The organism is Pseudomonas sp. P65(2024), from assembly GCF_057480955.1.
In genome coordinates, this window is sequence record NZ_JBLIYX010000028.1 from 25,532 (window position 1) to 44,098 (window position 18,567).

The 18,567-nt window shown below is 67.3% G+C and carries 1 protein-coding gene and 1 pseudogene; both read left to right on the forward strand.

Annotated features, from left to right (window positions below):
• Positions 1-56: 56 nt before the first annotated feature.
• Positions 57-9,617 (forward strand): annotated as a pseudogene (locus AC25MA_RS24700) (amino acid adenylation domain-containing protein); the annotation flags it as partial.
• 1 nt (position 9,618) lies between these two features.
• On the forward strand, positions 9,619-18,261 hold the full coding sequence (locus AC25MA_RS24705; RefSeq protein ID WP_486972485.1) for an amino acid adenylation domain-containing protein: 8,643 nt from the start codon (positions 9,619-9,621) through the stop codon (positions 18,259-18,261).
• The last annotated feature ends 306 nt before the right edge of the window (positions 18,262-18,567 follow it).

An 18,567-nucleotide genomic window follows, 5' to 3' on the forward strand; every position in this document is an offset into this window, starting at 1 on the left:
TCAACCTCTACGGGGTCACCCCGATCTTCAGAAGGGAATCTGCGGACGGGGCAGCGCTTTCATACGCACAGCAGCGCCAGTGGTTCCTCTGGCAGCTCGATCCGCACAGCGCCGCCTATAACATTCCGGCGGCGCTGCGGCTCAAGGGCGCGCTGGACATCGAAGCATTGCAGCGCAGCTTCGACAGCCTGGTGGCGCGCCACGAGACCCTGCGCACGACCTTCCGCCAGGAGGGTGACGGCGCGGTGCAGATCGTCCATCCGTCGATGCCGCTGGCATTGGCGGTGGAGCCGTTGGCGGTTGCCGATCCGGCCAGCCTGGAAGCGGCCATCCGCGCGCGGGTGGAGGTCGAGGTGCAACAACCCTTCGACCTGCAACAGGGCCCGCTGCTGCGAGTCAGGCTGCTGGTGCTGGGGCCTGAAGAGCATGTGCTGATCCTCACCGTGCACCATATCGTCTCCGATGGCTGGTCCACGCCAATTTTGGTGGACGAGCTGATCCGTCTTTACCAAGGCTTGCGCCAGGGCTCGCCAGTGACCCTGGCCGAGCTGCCGATCCAGTACGCCGACTACGCGGTGTGGCAGCGTGACTGGATGGAAGCCGGCGAGCAGGAACGCCAGCTCGGCTACTGGCGCCAGCAACTGGCCGGCGAGCAACCGCTGCTGGAGCTGCCCGTCGACCGTCCGCGGCCGTCGGTGCAGAACTTCCACGGCGCGCGCCTGGCCATCGATATCGATGCCTCCCTGGCGCAGGCACTCAAGGCCTTGGCCCGCCAGCAGGGAGTGACCCTGTTCATGCTGTTGCTGGCGTCGTTCCAGACGCTGCTGCACCGCTACAGCGGGCAGGCCGATATCCGTGTCGGCGTACCGGTGGCCAACCGTGCCCGTGCCGAAACCCAGGGGCTGATCGGCTTCTTCGTCAATACCCAGGTGCTCAAGGCCGAGTTCGCGCCGCAGATCACCTTCACCGCGTTGCTGCAGCAGGTCCGCGAGGCCGCGCTGCAGGCCCAGGCGCACCAGGACCTACCGTTCGAACAGCTGGTCGAGGCGCTGCAGCCCGAGCGCAGCATGAGCCACAACCCGCTGTTCCAGGTGCTGTTCAACCACCAGGCCGAAAGTCCGGGCATGGCCCGTCAGCTGGGTGAGCTGCAGGTCGAGGGCTTGAGCTGGGAAGGGCAGACCACCCAGTTCGACCTGATCCTCAACACCGCCGAACACGACGGCGGGCTGATCGCGGCACTGACCTACGCCACCTCGCTATTCGACCCGGCCACGGTCGAGCGCATCGGCCGGCATTGGCGCAACCTGTTGCAGGGCATCTGCCAGGACCACGCGCAGCGTGTGGCGCAATTGCCGTTGCTCGACATGGCTGAGCAAGGCGAGTGGAAAGCCGAAGTGCAGCGCTACCCAAGCACGCTGTGCGCCCATGAGCTGATCGAGGCGCAGGCGGCGCGTACGCCTGAGGCGATTGCCGTGACTTTCGCCGGGCAGGCGTTGAGCTATGACCAGCTCAACCGTCGTGCCAACCGCCTGGCCCACAAGCTGCGCGAGCAGGGCGTGGGGCCGGATGTGCTGGTGGGCATCGCCGTGGAGCGCGGCTTCGAGATGATCGTCGGCGTGCTGGCGATCCTGAAGGCCGGTGGTGCTTATGTACCGCTGGATCCGGAGTACCCGCAGGACCGTCTGAGCTACATGATGGAAGACAGCGGCATTCAACTGCTGCTGACGCAAGGTCATCTGCTGGCCGATCTGCCCGTGCCGGCGCAGGTTCGCAGCTTGAAGCTGGAAGATGACCTGGCCGGTTACAGTGATGAAAACCCGGAGCACCTGACCCAGCCGGGCAACCTGGCCTATGTGATCTACACCTCTGGCTCGACCGGCAAGCCGAAAGGCACGCTGCTGCCGCACCACAACCTGCTGCGTCTGTTCAAGGCCACCGATGCCTGGTTCGGCTTCGGCCCGCAGGATGTGTGGACGCTGTTCCACTCCTATGCCTTCGACTTCTCGGTGTGGGAGATCTTCGGTGCACTGCTGCACGGTGGTCGCCTGGTGATCGTGCCGCGTGAGGTGACCCGTTCGCCGGAAGACTTCCACCAGTTGCTGATGGAGCAGGGCGTGACCGTACTGAACCAGACCCCGTCGGCGTTCAAGCCGCTGATGCGGGTGGCTTGTGACAGGGCGTCCGACCTTTCGCTGCGCTACGTGATCTTCGGTGGCGAGGCCTTGGACGTTGCGGCACTGCAACCGTGGTTCGAGCGCTTCGGCGAGGACTGCGACAACCTGATCAACATGTACGGCATCACCGAGACCACGGTCCATGTGACCTACCGGCCGATCCGCTTCGCCGATACGCAACAGCCGGGCAGCCCGATCGGTGCGGCGATTCCGGACCTGTCGATGTATGTACTGGATGCCGATTTCAATCCGGTGGCCAAGGGTTGCACGGGCGAGCTGCACGTCGGTCATGCCGGGCTGGCACGCGGTTACCACAACCGCGCCTCGTTGACTGCTGAACGCTTCGTGCCGGACCCGTTCTCCAGCGAAGGTGGACGTCTGTATCGCACCGGCGACCTGGCGCGATATCGCGGCCAGGAGGTGATCGAGTACGTGGGCCGGATCGACCATCAGGTGAAGATCCGAGGCTTCCGTATCGAACTGGGCGAGATCGAGGCACGCCTGCAAGAGCACGCCTCCGTGCGCGAAGTGCTGGTGCTGGATATCGACGGGGCAGGGGGCAAGCAACTGGCGGCCTACCTGATCGCTCAAGACCCATCCACCGACCACGCCGCCCTGCGCGACACGCTGAAACAGCACCTGAAAGCCAACCTGCCGGACTACATGGTCCCGACCCACTTCCTGGTGCTGGAGCAGTGGCCGCTGACGGCCAACGGCAAGCTGGACCGGAAGGCCCTGCCGAAGCCCGACGCCAGCCAGCTACAACAAGGCTATGTAGCGCCACGTACGCAACTGGAGCAACAACTGGCCGCGATCTGGAGTGAAGTGCTGAAAGTCGAGCAGGTTGGCTTGCACGACAACTTCTTCGAGCTCGGCGGTCATTCGCTGCTGGCCACCCAGGTGACCTCGCGCATCCGCCAGCGTCTGGACCTGGAGGTCCCGCTGCGCAGCCTGTTCGAGTCCGCCGACCTTCTGGCCTTCGCCCAGGCCGCCGGCCAAGGCTCGGCCAGCCAGGCGCCTGCATTCACTGTCGTGGACCGCAACCAGCCGCTGCCGCTGTCCTACGCCCAACAACGCCAGTGGTTCCTCTGGCAGCTGGAGCCTGAAAGCGCCGCCTACAACATCCCATCGGCCCTGCGCCTGAAGGGCGAGCTGAACATCGAGGCCCTGCGCAGCAGCTTCGCCGCGCTGATCGCCCGTCACGAAACCCTGCGCACCACCTTCCATCAGGAAGGCGAGCAGACCTGGCAGCGCATCCACCCGGCCAGCGACTTCGACCTGGCTGTCGATGCGGTCAGCGCTGACGCCTTGCAAGCGCGGGTGGCCGAAGAAGCCCGCCAGCCATTCCACCTGGAAAACGGCCCGCTGCTGCGTGCCCGCCTGCTGCGCCTGGCCGAAGACGACCATGTGCTGGTGCTGACCCTGCACCATATCGTCGCCGACGGCTGGTCGATGCCAATCATGGTCGATGAGGTGGTGCGCCTGTATGCCGGCTACTGTCAGGGCGCTGCCGCGCCACTGCCGGCCCTGGCGTTCCAGTACGCCGACTACGCCGCCTGGCAGCGCCAGTGGATGGCCGCTGGCGAGCAGACCCGCCAGCTGGACTACTGGCGCGGACAGCTGGGCGACGTGCAGCCAGTGCTGGAACTGCCGCTCGACCGTCCGCGTACGCTGTTGCAGAGCCATGTCGGCGAGCGCCTGGACATCACCCTCGAACGCGAGCTGGCCGAGGCCCTGAAGGCCACGGCACGCGAACAGGGCGTGACCCTGTTCATGCTGCTGCTGGCTTCATTCCAGAGCCTGTTGCACCGCGTGTCCGGGCAAACCGATATCCGCGTCGGCGTGCCGATCGCCAACCGCACCCGCGCCGAAACCGAAGGCCTGATCGGCTTCTTCGTCAACACCCAGGTGCTCAAGGCCGAGTTCGACCTGCGCACCACCTTTGGCGAGCTGTTGCAGCAGGTCAAGCACACCGCCCTGCAGGCCCAGGCCCATCAGGACCTGCCCTTCGAGCAATTGGTCGAGGCGCTGCAGCCCGAGCGCAGCCTGAGCCATAGCCCGCTGTTCCAGGTGATGTTCAACCACCAGACCTACCGCGCAGGCGATGCCCGCCAACTGCCGGGGCTGACCGTCGAAGGGCTGGCCTGGGACAACCACACCGCCCAGCTGGACCTGAGCCTGGACACCTTCGAGAGCGATGACGGCCTGGGCGCAAGCCTGACCTATGTCACCGAGCTGTTCGAGCGCGCCACCGTCGAGCGCCTGGCCGGTTACTGGCTGGTCCTGCTGCGCGCCATCGCCCGGCAGCCGCAGCAGGCGATCAGCGACCTGGCGCTGCTGGACTTCGAGCAACACCGGCAGCTGGCGAGCGGGTCCGAACAACCTGCCGACTTCAGCGCCGCCCCTTGCGTGCATCAGCTGTTCGAGGCGCAGGCCGCCCAGGCCCCGCAAGCCGTGGCGCTGGTCTGCGAGGGCGAGCAACTGACCTACCAGGCGCTGAACCGCCGCGCCAACCGCATTGCCCACAAGCTGCGCGCCCTCGGTGTCGGCCCGGACGTACCGGTCGGCATCGCCATCGAGCGCGGCCTGGACATGGTGGTCAGCGTGCTGGCGGTGCTCAAGGCCGGCGGCGCCTATGTGCCGCTGGACCCCGACTACCCCCACGACCGTCTGGCCTACATGATCCAGGACAGCGGCCTGCGCCTGCTGCTGACCCAGTCGGGCGTGCTGGCGCGCCTGAACGTTGCCCCAGAGGTCCGCAACCTGTGCCTGGACCAGGGCGACGACTGGCTGCAAGGCTGCGTCGAGGACGACCTGGCCAACCTGACCCAGGCGGACAACCTGGCGTACATCATGTACACCTCCGGCTCCACTGGCCGCCCCAAGGGCGTTGGCATCAGCGCCGCGGCCCTGCGCGGGCACGTGCTGGGCTTCGTCGGCCGCTTCGGGCTGACGGCGGCGGACCGGGCGCTGCAGTTCTCCACCTTCAACTTCGACGCCTTCGTCGAGCAGCTGTACCCGGCGCTGGTCTGCGGCGCCCGCGTGGTGCTGCGCGGCCAGGCGCTGTGGGACAGCGAGACCTGGTACCGCCAAGTGCTGGAGCAGGGCGTGACCTTCAGCGACCTGCCGACCGCCTACTGGCACATGCTGGCCAAGGACTTCGCCGCCCACGGGCCGCGGGATTACGGCCAGCTGCGCCGCGTGCACATGGGCGGCGAAGCCATGGCCGCCGATGGCGTACTGGCCTGGCGCGCCGCGGGGCTGGCCGGTGTGCGGCTGGTCAACACCTACGGCCCGACCGAGGCCACGGTGTGCATCACCAGCCATGACTGCAGCGACTATGTCACTGGCCAGGCCGCCTTGCCCGGCCAGATCCCGATCGGCCAGGCCCTGCCCGGACGCAGTGTCTACCTGGTCGATGCGGCCGGCAACCTGGCCTTGCCGGGTTCGATCGGCGAGCTGCTGGTGGGCGGCGAGCTGCTGGCCCGGGGTTACCACAACCGTCCGGGCCAGAGCGCCGAGCGCTTCATTCCCGACCCGTTCGGCGCCAGTGCCGGTGGGCGCCTGTACCGCACCGGCGACCTGGCGCGCTTGCGCGCCGATGGCGTCATCGAGTTCGTCGGCCGGGTCGACCATCAGGTGAAGATCCGCGGTTTCCGTATCGAGCTGGGCGAGATCGATGCCCGCCTGCGCGAGCACCCGGGGGTGCGCGAGGCGCTGGTGATCGACATCGACGGCGCGGGCGGCAAGCAACTGGCGGCCTACCTGGTGCCGAGCGCGCAGGCCGGTGACGATCTGCGTGCCGACCTGTTGCGTCAACTGAAGGCCGGCCTGCCGGAGTACATGGTGCCCGCGCACCTGGTGTTCCTCGAGGCGATGCCGCAGACGCCGAACGGCAAGCTCGACCGCAAGGCCTTGCCCAAGCCTGACGCCAGCCAGGCGCAAGCGGACTACGTGGCGCCGCGCAGCGAGCTGGAGCAACGCCTGGCCGCGATCTGGGCCGAGGTGCTCAAGGTCGAACAGGTCGGCCTGCACGACAACTTCTTCGAGCTCGGCGGCCACTCGCTGCTGGCGACCCAGGTGATTGCCCGGGTGCGCCAGGGGCTGGGCCTGGAGCTGGCGTTGCGCAGTCTGTTCGAGTGCCCCGACCTGCAAGGCTTCGCCGCGCTCGCCGCACAAGGCAGTACCAGCCTGGCTCCGGCGTTGCTGCCGGTGGACCGCGGCCAGCCGCTGGCGCTGTCCTATGCCCAGCAGCGCCAGTGGTTCCTCTGGCAACTGGAGCCGGGCAGCGCCGCCTATCACATCCCCGCCGCCCTGCAACTCAAAGGCCGGCTTAACCTGGAAGCGCTGCGCCAGGCGTTCGAGGCCCTGGTGGCCCGTCACGAAAGCCTGCGTACCACCTTCCACCAGGAGGGCGGACAAGCGCTGCAGCGCATTCACCCGGCGAGCACCTTCACCCTGGTCATGGAGTCGCTCCAGGACACCCGCGCCGAGGCGGTTCGCGAGCGCGTGGCCCGCGAAGTGCAGCGCCCGTTCGACCTGAGCCAGGGGCCGCTGCTGCGGGTACGCCTGCTACGCCTGGCCGAGGACGATCACGTGCTGGTGCTGACCCTGCACCACATCGTCGCCGATGGCTGGTCGATGCCGATCATGGTCGACGAAGTGGTCGACGCCTACCTGGCCTTGAGCCAGGGCCAGCAACCCGAGCTGCCTGCCCTGGCCGTGCAGTACGCCGACTACGCCGCCTGGCAGCGCCAGTGGATGGAGGCCGGCGAGCAGGCCCGCCAGCTGGACTACTGGCTGGCGCAGCTGGGTGGCGAGCACTATGTGCTGCAACTGCCCACCGATCACCCGCGTCCCACCGTGCAGAGCCATGCCGGACGCAGCCTGACCCTCGAGGTCCCGGCGGCCCTGGCCCAGGCGCTCAAGGCGCAGGCGCGCGAGCAAGGGGTGACCTTGTTCATGCTGCTGCTGGCTTCGTTCCAGAGCTTGTTGCACCGCCAGACCGGCCAGGCCGATATCCGCGTCGGCGTGCCGATCGCCAACCGCACCCGGGCCGAGACCGAAGGGCTGATCGGCTTCTTCGTCAACACCCAGGTGCTCAAGGCCGAGTTCGACCTGCAGACCACCTTCAGCGAGCTGCTGCAGCAGGTCAAGCACACCGCCCTGCAGGCCCAGGCCCACCAGGACCTGCCGTTTGAGCAACTGGTCGAGGCGCTGCAACCGGAGCGCAGCCTGAGCCACAACCCGCTGTTCCAGGTGATGTTCAACCACCAGGCCTACCGTGCGGAGAATGTCCGCGAGCTGCCGGGGCTGAGCATCGCCGGCCTGGCCTGGGACAATCCCACGGCGCATCTCGACCTGGCCCTGGACACCTTTGAGAGCGAGGACGGCCTGGGCGCGACCCTGACCTACGTCAGCGACCTGTTCGAGCACGCCAGCATCGAGCGCATGGCCGGGCACTGGCTGAACCTGTTGCAGGCGGTCAGCACCCAGCCGGCCCAGCGCATCGTCGAACTGCCGCTGCTGGATGCGGCGCAGCGCCAGACCCTCCTTGAGCAATGGAGCCGGCACGAGGCCGTCTACCCCGACCAGCGCACCGTGCAGCAGCTGATTGCCGACCAGGCCGCGCGCACGCCGCAGGCCACGGCGCTGATCTGCAAAGGGCAGCAGCTCACCTACCAGGCCCTGGACCAGCGCGCCAACCAGCTGGCCCACCGCCTGCGCCAGGAAGGCATCGGCCCGGATGTTCGCGTGGGCATCGCCCTGCCGCGCAGCCTGGACATGGTGGTCGGCCTGCTGGCGGTGCTCAAGGCCGGCGGCACTTATGTGCCACTGGACCCCGACTACCCGCACGAGCGCCTCGCCTACATGATGGAGGACAGCGGCATCGTCCTGCTGCTCGGCCACAGCGCGCAGCTGCAGGACCTGGCCGTGGCGCCGCACGTGCGCAGCCTGTGCCTGGACAGCGAGGCCCTTGACGCCTGGCCGAGCCATGCATTGCCCGAGCTGGGCGACCCCGACAACCTGGCGTACATCATGTACACCTCCGGTTCCACCGGCCGTCCCAAAGGCGTGGGCATCAGCGCTGCTGCCCTGAGCCGGCACGCCCATGTCGCCAAGGGCTTCTGCGGGCTGTCGGCGGCCGACCGGGTGCTGCAGTTCTCCACCTTCAACTTCGACGCCTTCGTCGAGCAGCTGTACCCGGCGCTGATCTGCGGCGCCAGCGTGGTGGTGCGCGGCCCGACACTGTGGGACAGCGAGACCTTCTACCGCGAAGTGCTGAGCCAAGGCATCACCTTCGCCGACCTGCCGACCGCCTACTGGTACCTGTTGGCCAAGGACTTCGCGGCCAAGGGCCCGCGCGACTATGGCGTGCTGCGCCAGGTGCACATGGGCGGCGAGGCCATGGCCGCCGACGGCGTGCTGGCCTGGCAACAGGCCGGGCTCGGCCATGTGCGCCTGCTCAACACCTACGGGCCGACCGAGGCTACCGTCAGCGTCATGAGCCATGACTGCAGTGCCTATGTCACCGGCGAGCAGCCCCTGCCGGTGCAGGTCCCGATCGGCAAGGCCCTGGCCGGGCGTTCGATCCACCTGGTGGATGCCGACGGCGACCTGGCCCTGCCAGGGGCCATCGGCGAGCTGCTGGTGGGTGGCGAGCTGCTGGCCCGCGGTTACCACAACCGCCCGGGGCTGACCGCCGAGCGTTTCATCCCCGATCCGTTCGCCACTACGCCGGGTGCCCGCCTGTACCGCACCGGCGACTTGGCGCGCTATCGCGAACAGGGGCTGGTCGAGTACGCCGGGCGCATCGACCACCAGGTCAAGATCCGCGGCTTCCGTATCGAACTGGGCGAGATCGAGGCGCGCCTGCGTGAGCATCCGGCGGTGCGCGAGGTGCTGGTGGTCGATATCGACGGCCCGGGCGGCAAGCAACTGGCCGCCTACCTGGTGCCCAACGCGATGCCCGAGGAGCAGGGCGGCCTGCGCGCCGAACTGAAGGCGCACCTGGGCGCCAGCCTGCCGGACTACATGGTGCCGATGTACCTGGTGCTGCTCGAGCGCATGCCTCTGCTACCCAACGGCAAGCTCGACCGCAAGGCGCTGCCGGCCCCCGATACCCGCCAGGCGCAGTCGGCCTACGTGGCCCCGGTCAGCGAACTGGAGCAGCAGTTGGCGGCGCTCTGGGCCGAGGTGCTGGAGGTCGAGCGGGTGGGCCTGAATGACGACTTCTTCGAGCTGGGCGGGCACTCGCTGCTGGCGGCCCAGCTGATTTCCAAGATCAACTCGGGCCTGGGGATCGACATCCCGCTGCGCCTGCTATTCGAGAAACCGCAATTGAATGATTTTGCCCAGGCTTGTGCCTCCACCGGCCTGTCGTTGAGCGAGGACGGCTTGTCCGATATCGAAAGAATGATGAATGAAATGGCGGGCGTCTGAGATGGACAAGAGCACAGCAGAACGTATCGCCAAGCGCTTTGTGGGCCTTGCCCTGGAGCAGCGTCGGCAGATCTTCGACAAGATGCGCGAGACCGGGCAGAGCTTCCGCCTGTTGCCGATCGCCGTCACCCGCCACGACAGCCCGCGCATCCCGCTGTCCTATGCCCAGCAGCGCATGCTGTTCCTCTGGCAGCTGGAGCCGCAGAGCAGCTTCTACAACGTGCCGATGGCGGTGCGCCTGAGCGGTTCGCTGAACCAGCAGGCCCTGGCCGAGGCCCTGGACGCGCTGGTGCGGCGTCACGAAAGCCTGCGCACGCGTTTCGTCTCCGAGGAGGGGGAGTTTCACCAGCAGGTCCTTGAGCAGTCGGGCGTGAGCCTGGAAGTGCGCGAGGTACAGGCCGGGCCGGGCGAGGATATCGAACAGTGCCTGCGCACCGAGGTGCGTGAGGCACTGGATGCGCCCTTCGACCTGCTCGACGGGCCGCTGCTGCGGGTCCGGTTGCTGCGCCTGGCGCCCACCGAACATGTGCTGACGGTGTGCATGCACCATATCGTCTCCGACGGCTGGTCGGGCGAGCTGATGGTGCAGGAGTTCGTGCACCTGTACGAAGCGCTGTCCCAGGGCCGCGCCGCCGACCTGCCACCGCTCGAGGTGCAGTACGCCGACTATGCGATCTGGCAGCGCGCCTGGCTCGAGGCCGGCGAGGGCGAGCGCCAGTTGCAATACTGGAAGCAGCAACTGGGGGACGAGCACCCGGTGCTGGAACTGCCGTTGGATCATGAGCGTCCGGCGCACCCCAGCTACCGCGGCGCGACCCTGCGCAGCGATGTGCCGGCGGCGCTGTCGGCCAAGCTCAAGGCCCAGGCGCGCAGCCAGGGCCAGACCGTGTTCATGCTGACCCTCGCGGCCCTGGCCGTGACCCTGGCGCGCTACAGCGGCCAGGCCGACATCCGCATCGGCGCGCCCAATGCCGGGCGCAACCGCAAGGAGGTCGAAGGCCTGATCGGCTTCTTCATCAACACCCAGGTGCTGCGGGTGCAGGTGGACGAGCGCCAGAGCGGCGCGGCCCTGCTGGAGCAGGTGAAGCAGGTGGTCAGTGGCGCGCAGTCGCACCAGGAACTGCCGTTCGAGCACCTGGTAGATGCCCTGGCGCCGGAGCGCAACCTGGGGCACAACCCGCTGTTCCAGGTGAAGATCAACCAGAACATGGCCGACACCGAGGCAGGCGCCCAAGCCCGGCAGATGCTGGGCGAGCTGAGCGTCAGCGGTTTCCCGGTCGAAGGCAACGACGCCCGTTTCGACCTGGCCTACGATTTCACCGAGACCCCCGACGGCCTGCAAGGCTACTTCAACTACAGCACGGACCTGTTCGAGGCCGCGACCATCGAGCGCCTGGCCGCTTCGTTCCAGGCGGTGCTGCGCACGCTCGTCGAGCACCCCGAGGCGGCGCTGTGCGAACACCCCGATGCCCAGGCCGCGCAGGTCGAGGCCAGCACCCACAGCTGGCCGCAGGCGGACTTCCTCGCCCTGTGGCGCCAGGGCCTGAACACCGGTGCCGAGCAGCCGGCGCTGCGCGCGGGTGATCGTAGGGTCAGCTACGCGGAGCTGGAGCAGCAAGCCAACCGCTTCGCTCACTATCTGCAGGCACAGGGTATCGCCCCGGGCATGACCGTGGCGCTGTGCCAGGAGCGCTCCATCGAATGGGTGACCAGCCTGCTGGCCGTGCTCAAACTGGGCGCGGTGTACCTGCCGCTGGACAGCCGCCAGCCCGCCGAACGCCTGCAGCAGCTGCTGCAGGCCAGCGACGCGCGCCTGCTGGTGCACGCCTTGGGCGACGCCCAGGCGGCGGGGCTGGGCGTGTGCCCGGCGCTGGCTTTTGACGCAGCGCAGCACGGCGACCGCAGCGACCAGCCACCGGCGGTACACATCGATCCGCAGCAAGCGGCCTACATCATCTACACCTCGGGTTCCACCGGGCAGCCCAAGGGCGTGGTGATCAGCCGCGGCGCACTGGCCAACTACCTGCAGGGCGTGCTGCAACGCCTCGACCTGCAACCCGGCGCCAGCCTGGCGATGGTCTCCACCGTGGCCGCGGACCTGGGCCACACCGTGCTGTTCGGCGCGCTGGCCTCGGGCCGGCTGCTGCACCTGCTGGGCCACGACCAGGGCTTCGATCCGGACGGTTTTGCCAGCTACATGGCCGAGCACCGGGTCGATGTGCTGAAGATCGTGCCCAGCCACCTGCAAGGCCTGCTGCAGGCCGCGCAGCCTGAGCGGGTGTTGCCCGAGCAGCTGCTGATCCTTGGCGGCGAGGCCAGCTCCTGGGCCCTGATCGAGCAGGTCCGGCGTCTGAAGCCCGGCTGCCGGATCATCAACCACTACGGTCCGACCGAGACCACCGTGGGCATCCTCACCCACGAAGTCGGCGAACGCCTGCCCGGCTGGCGCAGCGTGCCGGTGGGCCGGCCGCTGGACAACGGTCAGGCGCGGGTGCTGGATGCCTACCTCAACCCGCTGCCCGAGCGGGTGGCAGGCGATTTGTACCTGGGTGGCCAGGGCCTGGCCCAGGGCTATGTCGGCCAGCCGGGGCTGACCGCCGAGCGTTTCGTCCCCGACCCCTTTGGCCAGAACGGCGAGCGGCTGTACCGTGCCGGTGACCGCGCGCGCCTGGACCAGGGCGTGCTGGAATACCTGGGGCGCGGCGACGACCAGGTGAAGATTCGCGGCTACCGGGTCGAGCCGGGCGAAGTTGGCCAGGTGCTGCAAGGCCTGCCTGGGGTCGGCGAAGCCGTGGTGCTGGCGCTGCCCCTGGACAGCGATCCGTCGCGTCTGCAACTGGTGGCCTGGGCCGTGCCGGCGGCGGGCGTCGAGTTGCAGGCCGAGGCGCTGCGCCAGGCCTTGCAGGCGCGCCTGCCGGAGTACCTGGTACCGGCACAGGTGCTGCTGCTCGAGCGCCTGCCATTGACCGCCAACGGCAAGCTGGACAAAAAGGCCCTGCCCAAGCCGGGCGTGGCCAGGCAGCGCTACACCGCGCCGGTGGGCGAAATCGAGGAGAAACTTGCCGCGATCTGGTGCGAAGTGCTCAAGCGCGAGCAGGTGGGCAGCACCGACAACTTCTTCGAGCTGGGCGGCGATTCCATCCTCAGCCTGCAGATCATCGCCCGGGCCAAGCGCCAGGGCATCAAGCTGAGCCCCAAGCAGCTGTTCGAGAAGCAGACCATCGGCCAACTGGCGGCGGTGGCCAAGCTGATCGAGAAGAAGCCGGCAGCCGAAGTGGTCGAGCTGGTGAGCGGCTCGTTGGCGTTGGTGCCGATCCAGGCGCGCTTCTTCGATACCGCGATTCCCCAGCGTCACCACTGGAACCAGGCGGTGATGCTGAGCCCACGCCAGCCGTTGACCGTGGTGTTGCTGCAGGCGGCGCTCAAGCTGCTGGTGGAGCAGCACGATGCCCTGCGCCTGCGGTTCAGCGAAGAGCAGGGGCAGTGGCATGGGCAATTCGCGCCGGTCGATGCGCAGCAGTTGCTGTGGGTGCATCAGCTGGACGACGCCGCGCGCCTGCCGGAGCTGGCCGACGAGGCCCAGCGCAGCCTGGACCTGAAGCATGGCCCGTTGCTGCGGGTGGTGCTGATCGACCTGCCCGAAGGCCAGCAGCGCCTGCTGGTGGTGATCCATCACCTGGTGGTCGACGGCGTGTCCTGGCGCGTCCTGCTCGAAGACCTGCAGGCGGCCTGCCAGGCCCTGTCGGCCGGCAAGACGCCGGTGCTGCCGGCCAAGAGCAGCTCGCTCAAGGCCTGGGCCGAGCACCTGCGCGAGCATGCCCGCAGCCCCGCGCTGGCGGCCGAGCTGGCTTACTGGCAGGCGCAGTTGCAGGGTGTCAGCGACGTCCTGCCCGGGGCGAACCCAGAGGGCGGTCAGCAGCGTAAACATGAGATCTCGGTGCGCACCCAGCTGAACGCCGAGCTGACCCGGCAACTGCTGCAGGAGGCGCCGGCCGCCTACCGCACCCAGGTCAACGACCTGCTGCTGACGGCGCTGGCCCGGGTCATCCGCCGCTGGACCGGCGAGGCGCACGCGCTGATTCGCCTGGAAGGCCACGGCCGCGAAGACCTGTTCGACGACCTCGACATCACCCGCACGGTCGGTTGGTTCAGCAGCCTGTATCCATTGAAACTGACCCCGGCAAGCGACCTGGGCGCATCGATCATGGCGGTCAAGGAACAGCTGCGCGCCGTGCCGGCCAAGGGCATCGGCTACGGCGTGCTGCGCTACCTGGGCGACGAGCAGGCCCGCCAGGCCCTCGGCGCCCTGGCCCAGGGCAGCATCGTATTCAACTACCTGGGGCAGTTCGATGGCAGCTTCGACAGCGAGCAGGGCCTGTTCGTCCCGGCGCCGGAAGGCGCGGGACAGGGGCAGAGCCCGGAGGCGCCGCTGGGCAGCCTGCTCAGCATCGATGGCCAGGTCTACGCCGGTGAACTGGCCCTGGACTGGAGTTTCAGCAGCGCCGTGTTCGAGCGTGGGCAGATCCAGCGCCTGGCCGACGAGTACGCCGAGGAACTGCGCCAGCTGATCGCCCACTGCACCACCCCGGGCGTGGCGGGCGTGACGCCGTCGGACTTCCCGCTGGCCAGCCTCGACCAGCGCCAGTTGGCGGCGTTGCCGGTGGCGGCGGGCAATATCGAGGACATCTACCCGCTGTCGCCGATGCAGCAGGGCATGCTGTTCCACAGCCTCTACGAGCAGGCGGCGGGCAACTACATCAACCAGCTGCGGGTCGAGGTGCAGGGCCTGGATGTGCCACGCTTCGTCGCGGCCTGGCAGGCCACCCTGGACAGCCACGAGGTGCTGCGCAGCAGCTTCGTCAGCGGTTACGACCAGTCGCTGCAGGTTGTCCTGCGCGAGGTGCGCCTGCCGCTGGTGGAACTGGACTGGCGCGCTCAGGCCGACCTGCCGACCGCGTTGCAGGCCTGGGCCGAGGCCGACCTGCGCGCCGGCTTCGACCTGGCCAGCGGTCCGCTGCTGCGCCTGGCGGTGATCCGTACCGGCGAGCAGCACTACCAGCTGGTATTGACCAACCACCATATCCTGCTGGATGGCTGGAGCAGCTCGCGGCTGTTCGGCGAGGTGCTGCAGCGTTACGCCGGTGTCGTGCCAACGGCCAAGACCAGCCGTTACCGCGACTATATCCAGTGGCTGCAAAATCAGGACCAGCAGGCCAGTGAAACCTTCTGGCGCGAGCGCCTGGCCGGGCTGGACGAGCCTACGCGCCTGGCCCAGGCCTTGCGGTCCGACGCCCAGGGGCATGGGCAGGCCGAGCATGAGGTTACGCTCGATGCACGGCGCACCCAGCGCCTGGGCGATTTTGCCCGGGAGCAGCGGGTCACCCTCAACACCCTGGTCCAGGCGGCCTGGCTGCTGCTGTTGCAGCGCTACACCGGCCAGGCCAGCGTGACCTTCGGTGCCACCGTGGCGGGTCGCCCGACCGAGCTGCCGGGCGTCGAGGAGCAGCTGGGACTGTTCATCAACACCTTGCCGGTGGTCGCCAGCCCACGTTCCGAGCAGCGTGTTGACGAGTGGGTGCAACAGGTCCAGGCACTGAACCTGGCCTTGCGCGAGCATGAGCACACGCCGCTGTACGAGATCCAGCGCTGGGCCGGCTGGAGCGGCGAGGCGCTGTTCGACACTATCTTGGTGTTCGAGAACTACCCGGTGTCCGAGGCTTTGCAGGCCGGTGCACCCCAGGAGCTGGCGTTCGGCGAGGTGGTCAGCCAGGAACAGACCAACTATCCGCTGACGCTGGTGGCACAGGTGGGCGACAGGTTGTCGGCCAGCTTCAAGTTCGATCGCGCCCGTTACGCCGAATCGGCTGTCGGGCAGTTGGCGACGCACTTCGTCGAGCTGCTGGAAGGGCTGGCGGACGCACCGCAACGGGCCTTGGGCGAGATTGCCCTGAGCGCCGATCCGGAGCAGGTGATTGCCAGCTATCCGAGCATGGCGTGTGCCCATGAGCTGATCGAGGCGCAGGCAGCACGTACGCCTGAGGCGGTCGCCGTGACCTTCGCCGGCCAATCGCTGAGCTACGACCAGCTCAACCGCCGCGCCAACCGTCTGGCCCACAAGCTGCGCGAGCAGGGCGTGGGGCCGGATGTGCTGGTGGGTATTGCGGTGGAGCGCGGGTTCGAGATGATCGTCGGCCTGCTGGCGATCCTCAAGGCCGGTGGTGCTTATGTACCGCTGGATCCGGAGTACCCGCAGGATCGGCTCAGCTACATGATGGACGACAGCGGCATTCTGCTGCTGCTGACGCAAGGTCATCTGCTGGCCGATCTGCCCGTGCCGGCGCAGGTTCGCAGCTTGAAGCTGGAAGATGACCTGGCCGGTTACAGTGATGAAAACCCGGAGCACCTGACCCAGCCGGGCAACCTGGCCTATGTGATCTACACCTCGGGCTCGACCGGCAAGCCGAAAGGCACGCTGTTGCCGCACCATAACCTGCTGCGTCTGTTCAAGGCCACCGACGCCTGGTTCGGCTTCGGCCCACAGGATGTGTGGACGCTGTTCCACTCGTACGCGTTCGACTTCTCGGTGTGGGAGATTTTCGGCGCGCTGCTGCACGGCGGTCGCCTGGTGATCGTGCCGCGTGAGGTGACCCGTTCGCCGGAAGACTTCCACCAACTGCTGGTGGAGCAGGGCGTGACCGTACTGAACCAGACCCCGTCGGCGTTCAAGCCGCTGATGCGGGTGGCCTGTGACAGTGCTGATGATCTGGCACTGCGCTACGTGATCTTCGGTGGCGAGGCCTTGGACGTTGCGGCACTGCAACCGTGGTTCGAGCGCTTCGGCGAGGACTGCGACAACCTGATCAACATGTACGGCATCACCGAGACCACGGTCCACGTGACCTACCGGCCGATCCGCTTTGCCGATACGCAACAGCCGGGCAGCCCGATCGGTGCGGCGATCCCGGACCTGTCGATGTATGTACTGGATGCCGATTTCAATCCGGTGGCCAAGGGCTGCACGGGCGAGCTGCACGTCGGTCACGCCGGCCTGGCGCGCGGTTACCACAACCGTGCTTCGCTGACCGCCGAACGCTTTGTGCCGGATCCGTTCACCAGCGAAGGTGGGCGCCTGTACCGCACCGGCGACCTGGCGCGTTATCGCGGCCAGGAGGTGATCGAGTACGTGGGTCGGATCGACCATCAGGTGAAGATCCGAGGCTTCCGTATCGAACTGGGCGAGATCGAGGCGCGCCTGCAAGAGCATGCGTCGGTGCGCGAAGTGCTGGTGCTGGATATCGACGGGGCAGGGGGCAAGCAACTGGCGGCCTACCTGATCGCCCAAGACGAAAATGCAGACCACGTAGCGCTGCGCGACACGCTGAAACAGCATCTGAAAGCCAACCTGCCGGACTACATGGTCCCGACCCACTTCCTGGTGCTGGAGCAGTGGCCGCTGACGGCCAACGGCAAGCTGGACCGCAAGGCCCTGCCGAAACCGCATGCCAGCCAGCTGCAACAGGGCTACGTGGCCCCGCGTACGGCGCTGGAGCAACAACTGGCCGCAATCTGGAGCGAGGTGCTGAAGGTCGAGCAGGTTGGCCTGCACGACAACTTCTTCGAGCTCGGCGGCCACTCTTTGTTGGTGATCACGCTGGTGAACAGGGTACGTGAAGCTTTCGCCATCAACATCAGCCTGCATGAGTTCATGCTGATGGCGAGCTTCGAGGAACTGGCGAATTTCATCGGCGGCGGCAAGGATCGCCTGAAAACGTCGGTGATCAACCTCAACGGTTGCCAACGCCAGCGTCCGGCGCTGTTCTGCCTGCCGCCGGGCGGCGGCGGTGCCTACGCTTACTACCCGCTGGCCAGCCGCCTGGCCGACGAGCGTCCGGTGTATGGCCTGGTCAACAAGTGCTATGCCGTGCCGGGCTGGGTGGACGAGTCCTGGGAGGCGATGGTTGGCTACTACGTCGAGCAGATCCGCCGCACCCAGGCCAGCGGCCCTTACCATCTGCTGGGCTGGTCCCTGGGCGGCGCCCTGGCGCTGGAGGTGGCTCATGCCCTGGAGCAGGCCGGTCAGGAGGTGGGCTTCGTCGGCCTGGTCGATACCCTGCTACCGAAGGACGTGTCCGGCCTCGAGGCCGAGCCCGTCGAGGTGGTGCAGGTAGCGCGGGCGGACGAGAGCCTGCTGCGTGGGCTGCTGGCGTTTGCTCCGGGTGTGGGTGAAGCCCGTATCGTCGGTTTCATTGACGAGGCCGGGCGTCTGCCGGCCGAGGTCGACCGGACCGAATGGGTCATCGAGCAGGTGGCCGCTGCCGGGGGCGTCAGTGCCGAGCGGCTGCGGGCCATTCATGAGGATGTGCATCTGCAGCGGGAGATCGTCGATGGTTTCGCTGTTCTCGATCGCAACGTCGAACTGAGCCAGGCGTTTCGCCTGCGGCCGCTGGCGGTCCGGGTGGATTGCTGGTGGGCCAGCGAGAGCCGTAGCTTGGAACGGGTGCGGATGGGGGAGGCGGGGTTGCTGGCGCAGGCTTCGGTCAACGGGCTGGCTAGCTCGACGGTGATCGCTGATGGGCATGAGGGGGTTATTAATGCCGTGGCGTTTGTCGATGGGCTGGTGGGGCGGTTGGCTGGTAAGGCTTGAGATGGATGGGTGACTTTGGGCGGGTAGGGCTTTAGGTCCTATCCGTTCTTTATTGTGAGTCTGGTGCTTCTGCCTGTGTGGGAGCGCGTGTTGTTGTTGTTGTTGTTGTTGTTGGGTGGTTTTGAAAGTTGTATGCGTATTCATTTATGATGTCGACGCTTATTCACCTTTCCGCCCTTACGGCCAGCCCTTTCAAGGTCTTGCGATGAGGGTGTCAGAAATTTTGTGTTCGGGCATAACATGAGTAAGAGGTGCATGTATGCCAACCAAAAAGAAACCCTTGCGTGACCTGCCCAAAATCCCCAA